This window comes from Enterococcus sp. C57 (assembly GCF_040887305.1).
Classification (GTDB): Bacteria; Bacillota; Bacilli; order Lactobacillales; family Enterococcaceae; genus Enterococcus_B; species Enterococcus_B hirae.
The window spans coordinates 292,754-313,170 of the sequence record NZ_JBFOFP010000002.1; the positions used below are offsets into that span (position 1 = coordinate 292,754).

General features: G+C 37.6%; 21 protein-coding genes. All 21 read right to left on the minus strand.

The window, feature by feature from the left end; genetic code table 11:
* Window positions 1-24: 24 nt before the first annotated feature.
* Entirely contained in the window at window positions 25-660 is a 636-nt protein-coding gene (gene coaE, locus AB5M32_RS03305) for a dephospho-CoA kinase (protein WP_161637842.1), read from the minus strand.
* Entirely contained in the window at window positions 624-1,460 is an 837-nt protein-coding gene (mutM, locus tag AB5M32_RS03310; RefSeq protein WP_096709056.1) for a DNA-formamidopyrimidine glycosylase, read from the minus strand. Before mutM ends, coaE begins: the two co-directional genes overlap by 37 nt.
* Before the next feature lie 69 nt (window positions 1,461-1,529).
* On the minus strand, window positions 1,530-4,175 hold the full coding sequence (polA, locus tag AB5M32_RS03315) for a DNA polymerase I (protein WP_368024306.1): 2,646 nt from the start codon (window positions 4,173-4,175) through the stop codon (window positions 1,530-1,532).
* A gap of 166 nt (window positions 4,176-4,341) precedes the next feature.
* Window positions 4,342-5,025 (minus strand): Bax inhibitor-1/YccA family protein, encoded by a 684-nt coding sequence (locus AB5M32_RS03320; RefSeq protein ID WP_010737680.1) that lies wholly within the window; start codon window positions 5,023-5,025, stop codon window positions 4,342-4,344.
* Window positions 5,018-5,503, minus strand: coding sequence for a MaoC/PaaZ C-terminal domain-containing protein (locus tag AB5M32_RS03325; RefSeq protein ID WP_053766813.1), 486 nt, complete (start codon window positions 5,501-5,503; stop codon window positions 5,018-5,020). The genes AB5M32_RS03320 and AB5M32_RS03325 overlap by 8 nt, the downstream gene beginning before the upstream one ends.
* Window positions 5,504-5,727: 224 nt before the next feature.
* A complete protein-coding gene (murC, locus tag AB5M32_RS03330; protein ID WP_010737682.1) occupies window positions 5,728-7,062 on the minus strand; it encodes a UDP-N-acetylmuramate--L-alanine ligase in 1,335 nt (444 codons plus the stop codon).
* A 181-nt stretch (window positions 7,063-7,243) separates the two neighbouring features.
* Window positions 7,244-7,999, minus strand: a complete 756-nt coding sequence (locus AB5M32_RS03335; protein ID WP_178286159.1) for a YdcF family protein — start codon at window positions 7,997-7,999, stop codon at window positions 7,244-7,246.
* Window positions 8,000-8,026: 27 nt separating this feature from the next.
* Window positions 8,027-8,512, minus strand: a complete 486-nt coding sequence (locus AB5M32_RS03340; protein WP_178286158.1) for a SprT family protein — start codon at window positions 8,510-8,512, stop codon at window positions 8,027-8,029.
* Window position 8,513: 1 nt separating this feature from the next.
* Entirely contained in the window at window positions 8,514-10,697 is a 2,184-nt protein-coding gene (locus AB5M32_RS03345) for a Tex family protein (RefSeq protein ID WP_010737685.1), read from the minus strand.
* Between the two features lie 225 nt (window positions 10,698-10,922).
* Entirely contained in the window at window positions 10,923-11,654 is a 732-nt protein-coding gene (locus tag AB5M32_RS03350) for a metallophosphoesterase family protein (protein ID WP_010719028.1), read from the minus strand.
* Window positions 11,655-11,884: 230 nt separating this feature from the next.
* Entirely contained in the window at window positions 11,885-12,826 is a 942-nt protein-coding gene (locus AB5M32_RS03355) for a rhodanese-related sulfurtransferase (RefSeq protein WP_010719027.1), read from the minus strand.
* A 301-nt stretch (window positions 12,827-13,127) separates the two neighbouring features.
* Window positions 13,128-13,499 (minus strand): VOC family protein, encoded by a 372-nt coding sequence (locus tag AB5M32_RS03360; protein WP_010719026.1) that lies wholly within the window; start codon window positions 13,497-13,499, stop codon window positions 13,128-13,130.
* 239 nt (window positions 13,500-13,738) lie between these two features.
* A complete protein-coding gene (locus AB5M32_RS03365) occupies window positions 13,739-15,130 on the minus strand; it encodes an L-cystine transporter (protein WP_178286156.1) in 1,392 nt (463 codons plus the stop codon).
* A 215-nt stretch (window positions 15,131-15,345) separates the two neighbouring features.
* On the minus strand, window positions 15,346-15,741 hold the full coding sequence (locus tag AB5M32_RS03370) for a DUF1149 family protein (protein WP_010719024.1): 396 nt from the start codon (window positions 15,739-15,741) through the stop codon (window positions 15,346-15,348).
* A gap of 50 nt (window positions 15,742-15,791) precedes the next feature.
* On the minus strand, window positions 15,792-16,415 hold the full coding sequence (locus tag AB5M32_RS03375) for an HAD-IA family hydrolase (RefSeq protein WP_178287269.1): 624 nt from the start codon (window positions 16,413-16,415) through the stop codon (window positions 15,792-15,794).
* Window positions 16,416-16,469: 54 nt separating this feature from the next.
* On the minus strand, window positions 16,470-17,138 hold the full coding sequence (locus AB5M32_RS03380; RefSeq protein ID WP_368024307.1) for a 2,3-diphosphoglycerate-dependent phosphoglycerate mutase: 669 nt from the start codon (window positions 17,136-17,138) through the stop codon (window positions 16,470-16,472).
* Window positions 17,139-17,147: 9 nt separating this feature from the next.
* Window positions 17,148-17,585, minus strand: coding sequence for a hypothetical protein (locus AB5M32_RS03385; protein ID WP_034698189.1), 438 nt, complete (start codon window positions 17,583-17,585; stop codon window positions 17,148-17,150).
* 54 nt (window positions 17,586-17,639) lie between these two features.
* Complete coding sequence (locus AB5M32_RS03390) at window positions 17,640-18,311, minus strand: hypothetical protein (protein ID WP_010737691.1); 672 nt, start codon at window positions 18,309-18,311, stop codon at window positions 17,640-17,642.
* Window positions 18,312-18,445: 134 nt separating this feature from the next.
* Window positions 18,446-18,823: a P-II family nitrogen regulator gene (locus AB5M32_RS03395; RefSeq protein ID WP_010719019.1), complete on the minus strand. Its 378-nt coding sequence runs from the start codon at window positions 18,821-18,823 to the stop codon at window positions 18,446-18,448.
* Window positions 18,820-19,593 (minus strand): DUF1538 domain-containing protein, encoded by a 774-nt coding sequence (locus AB5M32_RS03400; RefSeq protein ID WP_063627193.1) that lies wholly within the window; start codon window positions 19,591-19,593, stop codon window positions 18,820-18,822. Before AB5M32_RS03400 ends, AB5M32_RS03395 begins: the two co-directional genes overlap by 4 nt.
* Entirely contained in the window at window positions 19,590-20,273 is a 684-nt protein-coding gene (locus tag AB5M32_RS03405) for a DUF1538 domain-containing protein (protein ID WP_063627194.1), read from the minus strand. The genes AB5M32_RS03400 and AB5M32_RS03405 overlap by 4 nt, the downstream gene beginning before the upstream one ends.
* Between the last annotated feature and the right edge of the window lie 144 nt (window positions 20,274-20,417).

A 20,417-nucleotide genomic window follows, 5' to 3' on the forward strand; every position in this document is an offset into this window, starting at 1 on the left:
GCATAGCAAACTATCTAAATATACTCAAAGAAATCGATTGTTGAAGTCCAAGAGCCAACGTTCGATTTGACAAGTCAGTTCATCCTTACTACCGGAATTGTCAAAAACGATATCTGCTAATTTTTTCTTCTCTTCAATCGGCATCTGGCTTTGTATTCTTTTCTTTGCTTCGTCCAGTGTCAATTGATTTCTTTTCATCAAACGTTGCAATTGAATTTCTTCTGGAAGGTAAACGACTGCTACAGCATCCATTTCCTGTTCATAATGACCTTCAAATAATAAAGGGATATCAACGACAACTAAAGGATAATTTGCTTTTTGTTGCTTAATCTGTTCCGTAATCGCTTGACGGATAAATGGGTCTAATAAGCGATCAAGTTTTTGTCTTTGTTCTGTCGAATCGAAAATAATCTTAGCTAAAGCTACTCGATCAAGCGAGCCATCTTCTTGAAGGATTTCTTCCCCAAATTCTTGAACGATTGCCGCCAATCCAGGAGTCTGAGGTTGGACGACTTCACGGGCGATGATATCTCCATCGATCATCGGGATTTGGTGACGGCTAAAAACAGCTGCTGCAGTGCTTTTCCCAGTAGCAATCCCACCAGTTAAACCTAAGACATAGCCTACTTGCTGATTTTTAGTCTTTGGCAATTTGGACAATAGTGCGTCCCCCTTTGCGCTACTTTTGTTTTGACGATCGGTGTATGACAACGAACACATGGTTGACCAGTCTGACCATAGACATGTAAAGCTACTTGAAAGTTACCTGACTCGCCTAACGCATTGAGATAACTCCTGATCGTCGTTCCGCCAGCCTCGATTGCCCGAGACAACACGTCAATAATTGCTTTTCGTAACAACTCTGCTTCTTTGGGCTTCAATGTATCCGCTGGCTGTTCTGGATGGATCTTCGCTTCCCAAAGCGCTTCATCCACATAGATATTCCCTAAACCTGTTACTAATTTTTGATCTAATAATAATGGTTTAATCGCTTTATGAGATTTTTGTAAGCCTAAACGAAAGCCGTCTAATAAAAATGTATCTGGCAACGGCTCTGGACCTAATTTCATGATGCCTTTGTAAGCATCACTCGCTCCTTTTTCAACTAATGTCATTCGTCCAAATTTACGTACATCATGGTATCGGAGTTGGCTACCATCTTCAAAGAAAAAAATGACATGCGTGTGTTTATCGATCGGTTCATTTTTTTCAACAAATTGGTATTTTCCTTCCATACGTAAATGTGAGATCAATTCATAATGAGTCAAACGAAAAATTAAAAACTTGCCTCTTCGATCAATAGCCAGAATCTCTTCGCCAACTAACGAAGCTTCAAAGATTGCTGTTTCTGGTTGTTCAATGATTCTTGGCCATAAGACTTGGATTTTTTGGATTTTCTTTCCAACGACTAAACGAGACAAGCCTTTTCGTACAGTTTCTACTTCTGGTAATTCTGGCATGTTTTCACCTTCGACTTATTTGCTTTTTTATCTATTTATTGAACACATCGGTTCAATAGTGGCAATCAGCTATTTCGCTTCATACCACGTCTTCCCCCAACTACTATCTGTAATCAATGGTACGTGTAAGGACACGGCATGTTCCATGACTTCACTTACTAATTTGTCTAATCGTTCTAATTCTGTTTCTGGCACTTCAAAAACCAATTCATCGTGTACTTGTAACAACATGGTTACTGATAGTTTTTCTTCTTTTAAGCGTTTATCCAACTCGATCATCGCGATTTTAAGAATATCAGCGGCACTTCCTTGGATTGGGGTGTTGATTGCTGTTCTTTCAGCAAAAGAACGTATATTATAATTTCGTGAATTGATATCTGGTAAATAACGTCTGCGATGGTAAAGGGTTTCGACAAATCCTTGTTCCTTTGCTTCACGAACGATACGTTCCATATATTCTTTGACTCCAGGATATTTCTCAAAATACGTATCAATGTACTGTTGTGCTGCTTTTCTTGTAATCCCAAGATTTTGTGATAAACCATAGTCAGAAATGCCATAAACGATCCCAAAATTGACTGCTTTTGCTTGACGACGCATATTTGGTGTGACATCTTCTGCTTTTTCAATCCCAAAAACACGCATAGCAGTACTTGCATGGATATCTTGTCCTTCAAGAAAGGCTGCTTTTAAATGTTCATCATTTGAGATATGAGCTAAAACTCGCAATTCGATTTGTGAATAGTCAGATGAATAGATCAACCAGTCTTTTTCTCTAGGCACAAATGCTTGGCGAATCTTTCGCCCTTCATCTAAGCGAATAGGAATATTCTGTAAATTAGGGTCTACTGAACTTAAACGCCCCGTTTGTGTCAATGTTTGAACATATCTGGTATGGACTTTTCCATCAGATTGAATGACTTTTAACAAACCTTCCACATAAGTTGATTGGATCTTGGCGATTTGGCGATACGTCAAGATATCATCCACGATTGGGGCTTGTTCCCTTAATTGTTCTAAAACATCGACCGCAGTGGAATAGCCTGTCTTCGTTTTTTTGATCACAGGTAACCCCATTTTTTCAAATAAAATGACACCTAGTTGTTTTGGTGAGTTTAAATTGAAGGATTCACCAGCCTCTTGATAGATGGTTTCTTCAATCTCTTTCAATCGATTGGAGAATTCGATTTTCATTTCTTGTAAACGAGAAGCATCAACTTTGATACCAGTGATTTCCATTTCAGCTAAGATGATTGAAAGGGGTAGTTCCATCTCACGGAACAAGGCCATTTGGTTTTTTTCTGTTAATTCTTGACTTAACTTAGGTGTTAAAACATTAATGGCAGATACTTTTCTGGCAAGGTGGGCAAAAAATACTTCTTCCTCTTCCGGTAATCCTTTTTTTGTCCCTTTTCCATAAATTGCTTCATCTGACTGCACTTCATGATAGCCATAATGGGCAGCGATTCCTTCAATATCCGTACTTTTCTCATTTGTATCAAGCAAGTAGGCACCAAGCAAGACATCAAAATCGATCCCTTTTGTTTTCGTAGCATAACGATTTAAAGCCACATAGGTCCGTTTGGCATCATAGACTTTTTTCAACCGTGTTGGATCAGCTAACCAAGCACAAAAAGCTTCGTTCTCAAATAACGCTAGATCATTCGTAACATAAATTTTTTGTTTCGTCCCCCAAGCTACACCCACGATATCTTCTGTATGGTAATTGTCTCCCATCATCTCCACATATAAAGCCATGTCAGTCGTGAACATGTCCTCATGGTATTCATGGACTACTTCAAATAGGATATCTTCAAGTTCTACTTCTTCCTCAACAAGGTCCAGCTTTGCCAGGAATTGTTTAAATTCCATTTCTTTATAAAATGGCACCAATTTCTCTAAGTTTTTCCCTTCATATTTTAATGAATCAATTGAGACTTCAACTGGTGCATCTGTATTGATCGTCGCTAATTGTTTGGATAAGAAAGCTTGTTCTTTATCATTGATCAAATTTTCTTTCATTTTGCTTTGTTTCATTTCATCAATATGCTCATAGATCCCTTCAACGGATCCATATTGTTTTAACAATTTGATTGCTGTTTTTTCGCCGATTTTCGTCACACCAGGAATATTGTCTGAAGCGTCTCCTGCCAAACCTTTCATATCAATGATTTGATTTGGTGTCAACCCATCATATTTTTCAGCCACATGTTCAGGTGTGTAACTTTCGATATCACTCACACCTTTCACCGTAATGTCTACTTTGATTTCATTACTAGCTAATTGAGTCAGATCTCGATCACCAGATAAAACAACGACATCAAATTCTTCTTTATTGACTTTTTCGGCTAATGTCCCAATGATGTCATCCGCTTCATAATTAGGTAATTCATAGTATTGGACACCTAGTCCTGTGAGTAATTCACGAATGTAAGGCATCTGTTCTTTAAATTCTCCAGGAGTTTTTGAACGGCCACCTTTGTATTCTGCATACATCTCGGTTCTAAATGTCGTCTTTCCTGCATCGAATGCAACTAATACATGAGTAGGTTGCTCTTTTTGCATCACATTTTCAAACATCGTGTTAAAAGCATAGATCGCATTTGTATGCAACCCATTTCTATTTTTAAACCGTTCTAATGAATTGTGTAAAGCAAAAAATGCGCGAAAAGCAACACTATTTCCATCTACAAGTAATAATTTATTTTTTGTCATCTGCCTAACTCCTTACTGTAAAGTTCTTATTTATTCTAACAAAGAATACTGAGGAAAGCGAAAAGAAAAACGCAAATTAACCACTTTACTGGACAAAAAAGAGTGAAAAGACTCAATGCTTTTCACTCTCATAATTATTGTTCAACTGAACGATCCATTCAATCGCTTAATTGTTACGTCCGAAAATTCTTAAGAATGCTAAGAACAAGTTGATAAAATCAAGGTATAGTTGCAATGCCAAGAAAACGGCAATCCCACTATGTGCTGTACCATTTGATTCTATATAGATTGACCGGATCTTTTGGTTGTCATATGCGGTAATTCCTGCGAAGATCACGACTAAAAGAAGAGAAATAAACAACTCTACTGCGCTGCTTCGTAAGATAAAGACATTTAAGACCATGGCAATAATGACACCGATCAATGCGGCCATTCCAGCACGGCCGACACCTGTCAAATCTTTTTTAGTAACCAAGCCTACAACGGACATCCCTAAAAACATTCCAGTTGCTGTAATAAACGCTCTGGTAATGCTACCGATATCATACATCGCTAATGTGACAGCTAACGTCAGTCCATTCAAGAGCGAATACGCAATAAAACCACCAATAGCTAAACTTGGGTTTTTAGCTGCTTTAACGCCCAATACAACTACTAAAATCAACTCTACGATCCAGAGACCCATAAAGCCTAATGGAAAATTATTGATGAACGAGAAAACTTGTTGAGGATATACTTGTAATGCGAGATAAGAGATAATCGCACTTAATGCTAGACCTCCTCCTAGATAACCATAGACCTTAGCATAGAAGCGATTCAGTCCTGTTGAAATAGTACCTTGATTATTCATATGTTTCACCTTCACTTTCAAGAGTAATCTCTAATTCTGGTTCGACCGGTGGCTGAACCATCACTACTGCATCCAATACCCGATTTTCTTCGCTATTGTTTGCTTCGACAGAGATTGTCACGACATTTTTCATTTTGTCTACTTTGATAATATCAAACTGAAAAGTCAATGTTTGATAATGGAAAACTGGCTCAATAAAATTGACAGAAAAATTGACTACATGAGACCCAGGACCTGGCAAATGTTTTGAAATTGCACTGGTGATGATGCCCATCAACATGACAGAAGGCACAATCGGTTGTTGGTATTCCGTGTGTTTCGCAAAATCATGTTGGATGTAGAGTGGATTCGCATCATTTGTTAGTCCTAAATACAATAACAGCTGATTGTCTTCAATCGATTCAGTTAAAGACAACGAGTCCCCTTCCTCCAGTTCATTGATGGTTTTTCCTAATTTACGTGGTTTACTTATGTTCAAGTTAGTAACCCTCCAGTTTATATATTGATCACTTCTTATTGTATCAAAACAGTCCAAAAAGGCAAGTTACACTGATTAAAACAAGAAAATATTAACGAAAATGAAAGAAGACAGCGATGTTGATTCCTCTTTTGAAACCCAGAAAGATCAAAAAATCTCTACCTGTTAAGTTTCATTCTTTAACAGATAGAGACTGCTTTACAATCGACTACTTAAAAAATAGATTACAATACATTCTTTGTCGTACTACTTAATAATTTTTCATACGCTTGTTCAAATTTTTGAACGTCCCCTGCACCCATAAAGATAATGACAGCATCGTGGAAATCAAGTAAAGGAGAAACATTGTCTTCTTTGATCACTTGACCACCTTTTTTGATTTTATTGCCAAGATCTTCAATTTTGACATCGCCCTGTTCTTCTCGAGCAGAGCCAAATATATCACATAGATAAACTTTATCTGCAAGATCTAGTGCTTCTGCAAACTCATCCATCAAAGCAATTGTGCGGGTAAATGTATGAGGTTGGAAAACTGCAATGATTTCTTTATCAGGGTACTTTTGTCGAGCCCCATCGATTGTTGCTTTGATTTCAGCTGGATGATGAGCATAATCATCTACAACTGTCATATCAGCTACGATTTTTTCGCTGAAGCGACGTTTTACACCTGGGAATGTTAACAATTCTTTCGCTACTTCTTCTTGGTCTAGTTTTTCAAAATAAGCAACTGCGATCACGCCTAATGCGTTTAATATATTATGTTTACCAAAAGCAGGAACAGTGAAATGTCCCACAAATTCATCTTTGTGGTACACATCGAAAGCTGACCCCGTCGTTGTGCGTTCGATATTCCGAGCTTGGATATCATCGTCTTCAGAAACACCATAATAATAGATCGGAACATCTGCTTCTAATTTTCTTAAGTAAGCATCATCTCCATAGGCAAAGATCGCTTTTTTCACTTGATTTGCCATTGATTGAAATGCGGTAAACACATCATCAATACTTGTATAATAATCTGGATGATCAAAATCAATATTTGTCATGATAACATAATCAGGCGAATATGCTAAGAAATGGCGACGATATTCACAAGCTTCAAATGCAAAAAATTCTGCTTGAGGATCGCCATGTCCTGTGCCATCACCAATTAAATAACTTGTTGGACGAATGCCAGTCAACATATGTGAAAGTAATCCTGTCGTACTCGTTTTACCATGTGAACCAGTCACTGCAATACTCGTGTAGTTTTGGATAAAGTCGCCGATAAAGTCATGATAACGAACAACTTCTAATCCCAACTCTTTCGCTCTTTGAATCTCCTCATGCGTATCTGGGAAAGCATTACCAGCAATGATCGTCATTCCAGGTTGAACATTCTCTGCATCAAAAGGCAAAATTTTGATATTTGCTTTTTCTAAATCCCTTTGTGTAAAGAAATATTTTTCGATATCTGATCCTTGTACTGGTAACCCTTGCTCGTGTAGGACAAGTGCCAATGAGCTCATTCCTGATCCTTTAATACCAACAAAATGGTATAATTTATTTTGATTTTCCATTTGAATCCTCTTCTCTTAAATATCATCCATTATTTTGTTTTCTATTACAACACGTTCCTCATTATCATATAAACCTAAAAAAATTTCAACCAAATATATTTGAAGAGGTTACTTACTTGAAAAATCGTTCAAATTTAAAAACTGGCTAACGCTCTCGTTTGGTCTACTAGGGATGATTTTCTCATGAACGCAAGAAAGTTCCTGAAACAGAAGAACGGATCCGTTGATAGGCTGACCAAACTTTTTGTGGGATGTCCATATGATTCATATAATTTTTCCCATTTGGTCCATAGCCCTGTTCATCATCCCTCAAACGAACCATTTCTCCTAAAACTAACGCATAGAAATAATCTTTCGACCATTGATCGTTCAACTCTGGCTGAGAAAAATGTAACTCTTCCGCTAGTTCAATTAATTGGGGAACAAATGGGACATAGTTACACCATTCTACTCCTGTGCCTTTCCAGACCTTCTCAAAAGTTGCTCTGGTACGTCGCTGTAATGTTGGATCATTCATAAGAAAAATCCGTTCAGGTAAAGCGCCCTTTTTTTGAAGGATCGTCAAGGCATGTTGTGCATTTTCCCCAGAGTTCGTCGAGGTTGTTTCTAAAATGAATCTTTCAGTTGGAATGTGGTATTTTTCTGTTAAGTAACGAAAACACATCTCACTTTCACTGAGTCCATCCTCAAATAAAACTCCTTGCTTTGCAAAATTTTGGCGAAGCACCTTAGTAGCATGTCCGATTCCTCCGACTAGAAAAATTTGCTGCACTTGTCCTTGCAAATACAGTTCAGCTGCCTTATCAGCAAGAATCGGTAAGCCATTGCCTGCTAGAATCACTATTGGTGCCGAATCATTTGTTCTTTGATCACTTGCATCAGCCAAAAAGGATAGCAAACAATTCCAATCTTTCAATTGTTCCCCTTGATTCGTCATGAGCTTTTTTCTCCTTTTTAAGATTTTTTACTTACTGGAAATCTGTTCATTTGGCATTTTATCCAGTGTTTCCTTCCAAATCAAATGCCCTCGACATTTCCCGCAAACATAGCGTTTGGTATCGATTTTTCGTTTGCGGTAAATATCGGTTGTACAACTAGCACACTGATACCATTCAATTTTAGTCGTTTTCTTAGCAGAAAGAGCAGGAGCGTATCTTAAACCACCCGTTTTTTTTAGTAAAGCCTTAAAATCAGCATCTCGATGACGATAACCTTTATTAGCTAAATGCAAATGATAATGACATAATTCATGTTTAATGATTGCAACTTTTGTCGCTTCATCCACTTCTTGAAACATCTTCCAATTAAAATCTAAATGATGGTCGTTTAAGTGATAACGTCCCCCTGTAGATCGCAAACGAGAATTGAATTTTGCTTGATGCTTAAAGGGCAATGAAAAACTATCTAGCGAGATTTTTTCAACGAGTTGCTGCAATTCGATTTCTGTCACTTTATTTCGCCTCATAAGGGGAAAGCATCGTTAAACTGATTCTTCCTTTATTGACATCAACAGCTTCAATCCAAACTGTTACAACATCGCCTACAGAAACGACATCAGTAGGATGTTTAACAAATTTTTTACTTAATTTAGAAAGATGAACTAATCCGTCTTGCTTTACACCGATATCAACAAACGCGCCAAAGTCGATTACATTCCGTACAGTCCCTTTCAACTCCATCCCTGGTTTCAAATCTTCCATGCTTAAAACATCTGAACGCAAGAGTGGGGCTGGCATTTCATCCCGCATATCTCTACCAGGTCGGGTTAACCCTTCAAGAATATCAGCTAACGTTTCTTCTCCTACAGATAATGTTTTGGATAAATGAGTGGAAGAAAGTTGAGATAGGGTTTCGATTGCTTCTTTTTTACCTAATGCTTTCTCTGATAACCCGTTGCTTTTTAGAATTTCTTTTGCAATTGGATAGCTTTCTGGGTGAATGCCTGTATTATCAAGAATGTTTTTCCCACCTGGTACACGGATAAACCCGATCGCTTGCTCATAAGCCTTTGGTCCTAAGCGAGGAACTTTTTTCAATTGCGCTCGCGTCTCAAACGCACCATTTTCTTCTCGATAAGTCACAATATTTTGAGCAGTTGTTTTATTCAAACCAGAGATGTGTTGCAATAATTGAGGGCTTGCAGTATTAACATCCACACCCACTTGATTGACCACAGTTTCTACTACAAAATCTAATTGTTCCGCTAAACGTTTTTGAGAAACATCATGTTGGTATTGTCCAACTCCTACAGCTTTAGGGTCAATCTTCACTAATTCAGCTAATGGATCTTGCAAACGTCGAGCGATCGATACTGCACTTCGCTCTTCCACTTGGAGGTCAGGAAATTCTTTGCGGGCAATATCACTTGCAGAATAAACAGAAGCTCCCGCCTCATTCACGATCGCATAGTACGCTTTATGATCAGCTGATTTTAATTGTTCAGCAACAAATTGTTCTGATTCACGGCTAGCAGTACCATTTCCTATTGCGACCATATCTACTTGGTATTGGTTGATCAATTGAACAAAAGCAGGTCCTGCAGCTTCACGTTTCGCTTGAGAAGCAGGTTTATGCGGATAGATGACTTCAATTGCCAAAACTTTACCTGTCGCATCTACTACAGCTAACTTACATCCTGTACGATAGGCTGGATCGAATCCTAAAACGACTTTTCCTTTTAAAGGAGGTTGTAACAAGAGATTACGGAGGTTTTCTCCAAAGATCGCAATTGCTTGCTCATCAGCTTTTTCAGTTAATTCATTGCGCACTTCCCGCTCAATCGCAGGTTGAATAAATCGTTTGTAACTATCTTGATAAGCATTCCTAACAAACATAGTTGCGGGAGAAGCTGGGTTGTTGATCAATTGCCGCTCCAGATAAGACAAAATAGGTTCCTCTTCCACTTGGAGTCCGACTTTCAAAATGCCTTCTTTTTCACCACGATTCGTCGCTAAAATGCGATGAGAGACGATTTTATGAATGGGTTCGGCATAATCATAATACATTTCATATACCGCTTTTTCATCTAGCTCCTTCTTTTTAACGACACTGACATAAGAACCTTTATTGTAGGTATAGGAGCGTACCCACGTTCTGTAAGTTGCATTATCACTGACTTCTTCAGCAATGATTTCGTGAGCGCCTTGCAATACTTCCTCGACCGTATGAACTTCTTTTTCATCATTGAGGTATTTTTTTGCTTCTGCATAGACATCTTCATTGGGCAATTGACGAAGCCACTGGGCAAAAGGCTCTAATCCTTTTTCTTTTGCGATCGTCGCTTTCGTTCTGCGTTTTTGTTTATAAGGACGATACAAGTCTTCTACTTGTTGCATTTTAACTGCTAAAGTAATGTCTTTTTTCAATTCTGGCGTTAGCTTACCTTGTTCATCGATTAAACGAATCACTTCTTGTTTTCGTTTCTCTAAGTTTTCTAAATAAGCATAACGCTCTTCAATTTCTCGAATTTGTACCTCATCTAAGCTACCGGTCATTTCTTTTCGGTAACGTGCAATAAATGGGACAGTATTTCCTTCGTTCAATAAATTCAATACGGTGGTAAGTTGTTTTGAATGATACATCGTTAGTTCTTTTTGAACTAACTGGACAATTGTTTGATTTAAATTCTCTGCCATCAATATACTCCCTTTTTAAGTTAAAGCCATTTTCATTATTCCCTGTTTCTAAATAAAAATGGTGGATTTTCTCACATACTTATTTATTTTATCATATTTGATAACAGTACTTATAGCAGCTCTCAGCAAAACAAATCAATCACACTAAAAATCCCCTATAATAGTTGAGGAATTTGAGTTTCCTCAATACTTTTATAAGGAATCATGTACTGTTATCCTGATCCATTAATTTCCTTGCCACGGTCCTTCAGTGTTTTGATACTCAATGTCTTGAACGATACCAGTTTCATCAAAAACCACACCATGCATCGATCCACCAAAGACTGCTCCACCGTCAATTCCGATTTTCTTATCGTGAATCCATAAATCTGTCGTTTCCATATCTCCGTGTAGCATAGGGGTAATGGTATGACCAAAAACGATTGTTTTTCCTGTATTATTTTTACCTTCATGGAAAGGTTCGCGGATCCAGATGAAATCATGAGGGTTTGTATCATGCCAATCTTTTTTAGTTAAGTCAACCCCTGCATGGACAAAGAGATAGTTATGCCATTCATAATAAAGCGGCCGTTCACATAAAAAATCAATCAGTTCGCCATATCGTGAGCGAATCATCAACGCAATCTCTGTGGGCGAATACTCTTCAGTTGACCCAGGGTGTAAAAGACTGTCAAATGTTTCTTTGCCACCATTCCGTAAATAGGGCTCATACCAGTCTTCAGGACTTTGGAGGAACTGCAAAAAGTACTCTTCGTGGTTTCCTCGAAGATAAATCGCGTTATTTTCTTTGACTAGTTGCATACCTAGTAAAAAACATTCTTTCGTGTTAGGGCCTCTATCATTCAAATCCCCCATCAATACTAATTGATGATTTAATGGATCAAATTCGTTGACCAATTTTTTAAAGAGATCGTATTTTCCATGAACATCGCCAATCGCATACACCCACTTTTTCATGATGAAACTCTCCCTTTCCATTGTAGTATAACGTATCTTTCGCATAGATTTACACTTATCGAAAAGGTTTTTCCCTTTCCTATACTGATTTTCTCAATAAAAAGAAAAAAAGACAAGCCAAAAATAAAGATAGCAAAGGAATTCCCTTATTCACTCAGCGCTCAACTAGTGCTAGGTGATTGGAGAACAGCTTCTCCTGCTATGTTTATTTTTCAGCTTGTCACTAAATGCTAGTTAAAAAAAGCAGCTAATTTTTCTTCTACTTCTTTTTCAGACAGTTGATGCTCTTTGATGTAGCGGTTTTGTGGATGTTTTGCGCATTCGATCGAACAAGAACCTAAATGTTTTTCTTCATTTTCAACAGAAGTCAACATCTGACGATTGCATTCAGGATTGCCACAATTGATGTAGCGTTCGCAAGGCGTACCGTCGAACCAATCTTTGCCTACGATTCGTTTATCCACTTGATTGATATCAACTGCAATACGTTCATCAAACACATACATCTTACCATCCCACAATTCTCCTTGAACTTCAGGGTCTTTTCCATAAGTTGCGATCCCGCCGTGTAGTTGACCAACATCTTTGAAGCCTTCACGGACTAACCAACCAGAAAATTTTTCGCAACGAATCCCACCAGTACAATAAGTAACCACTCGTTTTTCCATAAATTCTTCTTTATGATCACGGATCCATTTAGGGAGTTCCCTAAAGCTTCTAATATCAGGACGAACAGCCCCACGAAAATGTCCTAGATCATACTCGTAATCATTTCTGGCATCAATGACAACAGTATCTTCATCTAAAATTGCCTCTTTGAATTCTTTTGGTGAGAGATAATCTCCTGTCAATTCGTGAGGATCGATATCGTCTTCTAATTTCAAAGAAACAAGTTCTGGTCGTGCACGAACAAACATTTTCTTAAATGCGTGGCCTTCACTTGGATCAATTTTAAAAAATGTATCAGCAAAACGCTCGTCTTGATGCATCATCGCCATATATTTTTCAGTTTCTTCGATCGTTCCAGACAATGTGCCGTTGATTCCCTCTTTGGCAACTAAGATTCTTCCTTTTAAATTCAACGATTTACAAAAGGCTAAATGTTCCTTCGCAAATTGCTCTGGGTCTTCAATGGTTGTGTAGTTGTAATAAAGTAATACTTGGTAATCCATGTTTTCTTTCCTTCCTTCTCTTCTCTCCAGAATAGTATAAAAAAAGTAAGGTTCGTTTGACGATATTTATGCTTGTGTATTTATGTTCAAACTCTTCAGTTAACATAATATAATTATCGTTTTTTAATTTAGGCAAACTTTACTACATAAAAGATGGAATAAGATGACCTCAACGATGGAATGACCATTTACATAAACTAGGTTCTACCAAGTGAAAAACACCCACTCTACTAGTCGCTAAACATGACCTGTTTAACTACTAGTAGAATGAGTGTCTGAAGACTATCTTCAAATCATTTTTTTATTTCCCTGTTACTGCAAAATAATTACCATCAGGATCGGCAAAATTAAATACGTATTCTTCACCTAACTGGACTAATTCGCCTAATACCGTACCTTGTGCTTGCATTTTCTTATATAAATCAAAAATATCATCGCTATAAAACATCAAGGATGGGGAACTTCCAGCAACTTCTGGGGAATGTTGTTCAATGAATTCCCGATCGTATAAGACAAGTGAAGTAGTCGCTTTCTCTGATTGGGCGATTTCTACAACCAGTGTGCCATCCATTTCTTGACGATCTAATTCTTTGAATCCAACCGCAGTCCAAAAATCAACGTTTTTTTTCACATCATCAACATATAACATGATTTTCATTTCATTGGTAAACATGTAAATCCTCCTACATTTCTTCGTTTTAGAAGTCATAAGCTTAACTATTTTAGCATACGGAGATCGGAAAAGCTATCTTCACTCCATCTTTATACTCTTATACTTGCCCTTATTGTCATAGTTTTTGGAGTGGATGGAATCTCGTTTTCACTTTTCGGAATAAAATAGATTTCCTGTATCAATCGCTTATAAAAAAAACAGATCCCGTCTCAAAGACGAAATCTGTTTTTGGCTTATAACTAAGCATTGACATCAATGACTTTTGAATCATCTTTGATTGCTTCACGATCCAAGTCCTTAATTCTAGCACTTGTGACAATCCCGGCAACCATACTGCCACTGACGTTCGTTGCTGTTCGAGCCATATCAATCAATGGTTCTACTGAGATAACTAAGCCAACGATGGCAACTGGCAAATTCATCGCCCCTAAGACGATCAATGAAGCAAACGTTGCGCCACCACCAACACCGGCTACACCAAATGAGCTGATCGTGACGATTGCAACTAACATCAAGATAAAGCCAATACTAAAAACATCAATTCCAGCAGCTGGAGCAACGATCGTGGCTAGCATCGCTGGATACACGCCTGCACAGCCGTTTTGCCCAATTGATAAACCAAAGCTGGCTGAAAAATTCGCTGTTGCTTCATCCACACCTAACGCTTTGGTCTGTGTTTCGATATTCAATGGCAATGCCCCTGCACTTGAACGTGAAGTAAAAGCAAAGCTCAATACTGGAAAAGCTTTTTTAAAGTAGTCAAACGGATTGACTTTCACTGAAAGCAAGATCAATGAATGAACAATCAAGACTGCTAGTAAAGCAACATATGAAGCAAGTACGAATTTTCCTAAATTGATAATGGCAACAAAATCACTAGTAGCCATCACATTCGTCATCAACGCAAAGACGCCATATGGAGTCAAACGTAAAACTAAGGTAACGATACGCATAACGATTTTATATAAACTATCAATCAAATTGGCAAAAAATTCTGCTTCTTTCGGTGCTTTTCTTTTGACTCCTAGATAAGCAATCCCGACAAATGCAGCAAAAATCACAACACCGATCGTACTTGTTGCACGTGTACCAGCTAGATCAGCAAAGACATTTTTAGGGATGAATGATAATATTTGTTGCGGAATCGTTAATCCTTGGATACTCTCTTGGCGAGTGGCTAATTCCGAGATTCGAGCTGTTTCTGCTGCGCCCTCGGTAAACTTTGCTCCTTGAAGACCAAATAACATGGTTGTACCGATTCCAATCAATGCAGCAATTGCTGTTGTTGCAAGCAGTGAGGTTAATACTGTTGCACTGATTTTACCTAATTTTTCAGAAACTTTCATTTTTGTAAATGCGCCAACGATCGAGACGAATACTAATGGCATAATCAGCATTTGTAAGAAGCCGACATAGCCTTCACCTACGATATTGATCCATTCCATTGATTGACTGATGACTTGGTTATCTACTCCAAAAATCAATTGTAATAAGCCACCAAATACGATTCCGATAGCTAGAGCTGTATAAACCCTTGTTGAAAATTTTGCATGGCGCTTTTGCATGCGATAAAAAACATATAATAATACCGCAAAAACTAGAACCACTAAAACTGTGATGAGTGTTGTCATTTTACTCCTCCTCTAATTTTTAATGACAAGTCCATCTAAGGAAGTAAAGGTTCCCGAAAATGATTCTTCAATCATTTTCCTGAAAATATTTTTTTCAGCGACTCGTTCATTCTAGACTATTTATGTAAAAAATACATTCGTTTTGCTTACAATTAGTAATAGAAAAAAACCAGTAGTGATAGCTTTTGTCTATCACTACTGGTTTTAAGCACGTTTTATGCTTCGTTTTCTTCTTTTTCAGATTGAAAATTTAGTTTCACGCCTGGTTGATCCAATGCAATCTCAGTTATTTCATAGGCCATTCGTTTGACGATGTCAAATAATGGCGCAACTAGCTCATCCACTTCTTCTTGTGTGACATCATTTTGTCCTTCAATCTTTCGATTAAGGATATGGTTAATTTGACTCACGCTTCCTGATAAAACATATGTATCAAAGACTAAGCGAAATTCTAAACGTGCCCCTACGATACTGTGTTCTTTCGGATAGTTCTCAATCGTCTCTTTCAGAGGAGAAAATCCTACTTTTAAATCTGTTTCAACTTCTTGATCAGGCCTTTTAAAGTCATAGTGAAATGCCTCTACTACTTCTTTTTGTCTTTTGATTTCCATTTGATCACTCCTTATTCAAATTATAACATACCTCACTTTGAAAGAGGATACTATTTTATTGCTTTCTCCTTGATATCAAGGATTTTTAAGAGATCATCTACAACATAATCCGCAGGAATATCTTGTAAAAAATGATCAATATCATACAAACAAGTCAAGACTCCTGCATTCTTACCAGCTTCTATATCTAAACGACGATCACCAATCATGATCGTTTCCGACTTTTTCAATTGATGTCTTTGGATCAAATGATTTAATGAGTCGGGCGCTGGCTTACGAGGAAAATTCCGATCAATCCCAATAACTTCTTCAATTAAATCAGTTAGATCAAACTGTTCAAGTAATCCCCAAGTTGAGGATGAGAGTCGATGGGTCAAAATAAAATGCTTTGCACCTTGGCTTTTCAATGATCGTAACACTTCTTGGGTGCCTGCAAAAGGCTTGGAAATTTTCTGACTCGCTGCTTCATAACGATGAAACAAGGGTGTAAATTGTTCTTCTGGTAATTGGTATTCTTTGATTAGTTGACGGGTGGAAAATTTCTTCATAATCGGATAAATCGTTTCTTGATCCGCTAAGATACCTAACGCAGCCATTGCTTGAAGCGCTCCATCGACCATGGCTGGATAAGTATCAAATAATGTTCCATCAAAATCCCAAACATAATTTTTTATCATCGTAACTTCTTTCCTTTAAATCTATTCATATTCCCACAAAACATGTCCCTCTTATAACAATTCTTTTCCGAGGATTTTTAACTCTTTATTTAAAGTGTATTGAATCGGTTGCGCATTCGGGATATCAATCGTATCCAACTGATTTTCTGGTACATCTTCTAAGTATTTCGTTAACGCACGTAAGCTATTCCCATGTCCAACCACTAAGACATTTTTACCAGCTAATAAGTGTGGTGCAAGTTCATCTTGCCATAAAGGAACCACGCGCTCAACTGTCATCTCTAAGCTTTCACCATGGGAGAGCAAACGTGGATCTAAAGAATCATAGCGTCGATCAAAATGGTTTTCTGATACGAGTGGTGGAACTTCTCGATAGCCACGACGCCATTTTTTGACTTGTTCTTCGCCATATTCTTTTTTCATCTCCGTTTTATTTTTACCAACTAATGCCCCATAATGTCGTTCATTTAACCGACAAGTTTTTTGGACGGGAAGATACAATTGATTCATTTCTTCTAAAGCTAACTGTGACGTTTTGATTGCTCTTTTTAGTACAGATGTATAAACGATATCAAAAACCAATCCTTGCTCATTCATTTTTCGTCCAGCTTCCGTTGCTTGTTGCATCCCCTTTTCAGTTAGCGCAACATCTAACCAGCCAGTCCAATAATTTTGAAAATTGGCTTCACTTTCACCATGTCGTAATAAGACTAACTTCATCCTCTTCACCTAGACTTTCGTTTCAAATTGGGTACCGCATTTTTGACAAGTCACTCGAATTCGTCCTTTACCTCGTGGCGCTCTTTGCTTTTGGTGACAAGTAGGACAAGAAAAAAACGTGTACTCCATCACTTTCTTTGAATTTTTTGGCTTTCTCAACTGAGAAAACCATAATTTTATTTGATTCGATTTTTCGATGAATTTACGATTTTCATTTATTCTTACATAGATTTTCTTCGATAACAATCGAAATACGATCAGACCGAGTAATCCCCAAAATAAGAAATAACCGATTGAAAAAGGAAGTAAAAATTGAAACAGACGAAAGAATAGTGCCAGAATCAACAATACTCGGTTCAACGAATCAAATGTTGCATAACGTCCTTGCATCACTTGGTTGTATTTTCTTTTGTATTCAATCAAGCGTCTTAACCAAATTTGTGCCATCGTAACTCCTCCTGTTGCTCTTATTATGGCAAAAAAAAGCAAAAAGAAAAAGCTTTAATTCGCTTTTTCCATTGTTAATTGATGAAGTGCATTCCGATTCTTCATAAAGTCAATCACGATGACTTTCTTTTCCTGCGCTCTTTGGACGACACGAAATGTATCCGCTAACGGTAACGTGAGCTTTCTAGAAGGCACTTCCTTCAAGCGAACAAATCGGCGAATCAGCGTTAAGAATTGTGTTAATTGAATCGATGTATGAACTAAATCAGGATATTTTTTTAATAATTGAGTTGTCTTTAATAAATGGCGTTTTTTACCAATTTCACTTAAAAAACTTTTTAAGATTTTTTGTTGCCGTTGAAAAATTGAAAATGAATCTTTCTCATCAATTTTATAACGCATTTGTCTTTGAAGTTCACTGACCGTTAACTGTATCAACTGGCCGTTCTCCTTGATTATCAAGCCATTTGGAAATAGCTCTGTTACTGCCTGATCCCAACTTGTTAATGAAAGCTCAAGGTAATCTTTCACAGGTAAATCAAGTTCTCTATTAAAAAAGAGCAAAAGTGCAGTTAACCCTTCTGATTGATAGATTTCTCCTAGTGTTTGACCTTCTAAATGAAACTCTGGCGAAAAATGCAACAAAGTTTTCCCCTTGTTTAACTGAACATAAAGAAAGGTCGAACGGTTGATGACTTGATCCTTTAGCACCACTAAAAAATTCATTTTTCTCCCCCTTTATCATTTTTAACATAGCATATTTTTAAAAAGTTGTCTGGTAAAAGAGGAGGGTTTCATAAAAATTTAGTAATTCATCAAATTCTCCTTAAAACAATGAAACCACCTGAGCGATTGCAGGTTCACTCCTCTTTTTCCATCAATTCTTTCATCTCGATCACTTCCCGATATTGGTGGATTTTAGTGATCCCAATGACTTTATCGACATCAATACTAAAACAGATACCATTTCCTGGAACATCAATGTTGATTCCCTGACCAATCGTCTCCATGACTTGATTGGTTAAACTATCAGGTACGAGGGTTAACACAATATCTTTTTCAGGTGAGATTTCCAGACCTAAAAAATTACTAGAATCATGAATCCCTGATCCACGCCCATGGAGTATCGTACCTCCAGCTGCTCCGGCGGTTTTTGAAAACTTAATCACTTCGTACCCCATTCCCCCATCAACAATCGTGACGATCATATTCAGATTCAACGCTACAGGATCTTTCATTTTTTTCCCTCCAACTGTTGTAATTTGTGTTTGGCTTGTTTATCTTTTTCATCTTTCCTTTTGTATATATAGCCTAGAACCAATGTCGATAATATGGGCGTCAATGCAATCATAGCCACCACTCCAAATCCATCAATAATCGGATCTCTTCCTTCAATTTGCGTGGCAATTGCCACACACATCGATAAAATGAACGTGGAACACATGGGACCAGTCGCTACCCCTCCGTTATCAAATGCCATAGCAAGAAAAATTTTATCAACCTTGCGTCCTAAAATAAAAGCTAAGCCATATCCTGGAATCAAAAAATAGTAGAGAGAAAAACCAACTAATAAACGCCACATAGATAACCCAACTGCTAAGCCAATCCCAATAGAGATGACTGCTAACATGATTTTTGCTTTGATTCTTCCCTCACTCAATTCTTCCACTTGTTTAACCATGACATGGATCGCTGGTTCTGCGAAACCAACTAAAAACCCCATCAAGAACCCTAAAGGTATCAAAAGCTGATTATGTTCTAAACTAGCAAGTACACTACCTAGATGTTGTCCAACAGGAACGTAAGCCAGATCGACACCATGCAGGAATAAGATCAATCCGACAGTAGTGATCAAAAAGCCCTTGATAATAGCCCAGAAACGTTCTTTACTCATCTGAAAGCTCAGGAAGTTCATGACTAAGAATAATAGTATGATCGGCGATATGGCGATTAACACCTCATAGGCAATGATTTCTATCCCCGAGAATAATTCTTGGACTATCTTCATTGAAAAATCATCCCTAAAATCATTACTGCCAGAATTGGACCTAAAGATGCAATCCCAACCATCCCAAAGCTATCATTGGCACTCGTTTCTTGACGAATCATACTAGTCAGTCCGCCAGCTAATGCTAGAATAAAAGGAACAGTAATCGGTCCAGTCGTAACGCCTCCAGAATCAAAAGCAATCGGCATAAATTCATTACTTGTAAAAAATGAAGCGACTAATACACCAACATAACCAATCGCCATCAATTGATAATAAGATAATTTGAAGACAACCCGTAACAGAGCAAACGCTAAAAAGACACCTGTGCCAACGCTTACAATTCCAATTAACAACACTCGGCCAATCTTTCCTTCAGAAATCTGATTGACTTGTTGTCCCAACACTTGAACGGAAGGTTCTGCGATCGTGATTACAATTCCAATCATAAATCCTAAAGCAATGAGGATTGTGAGACTTTTCTTTTTGATCATATATTTTCCCACTAATCGCCCGACTTCCATCATCGAATAATCGGCGCCAAATAAAAATAGTGTCATGCCAATCATCATAATCCCTGCCCCAAACAAAAAAGAAATCATTTCATCTGAGTCAAGCGGTGCGAAAATAAAAGTTAAAATAACAATTAAAAGCGTCATTGGTAAAATGGCGATAACAACTTCTTTTAAATTTTTTAGCATATATCCTCCTCCTTTACTCTATTTTACCTGATTCCTTCACAAGTTACGAGCAGAACAGGTAAACGCTGTTATTTTTTTCAATAAAAAAATACTCAAATATGACATTACCGTAAAAAGAAGCCAAATGGAGCGAAAATCAAACTT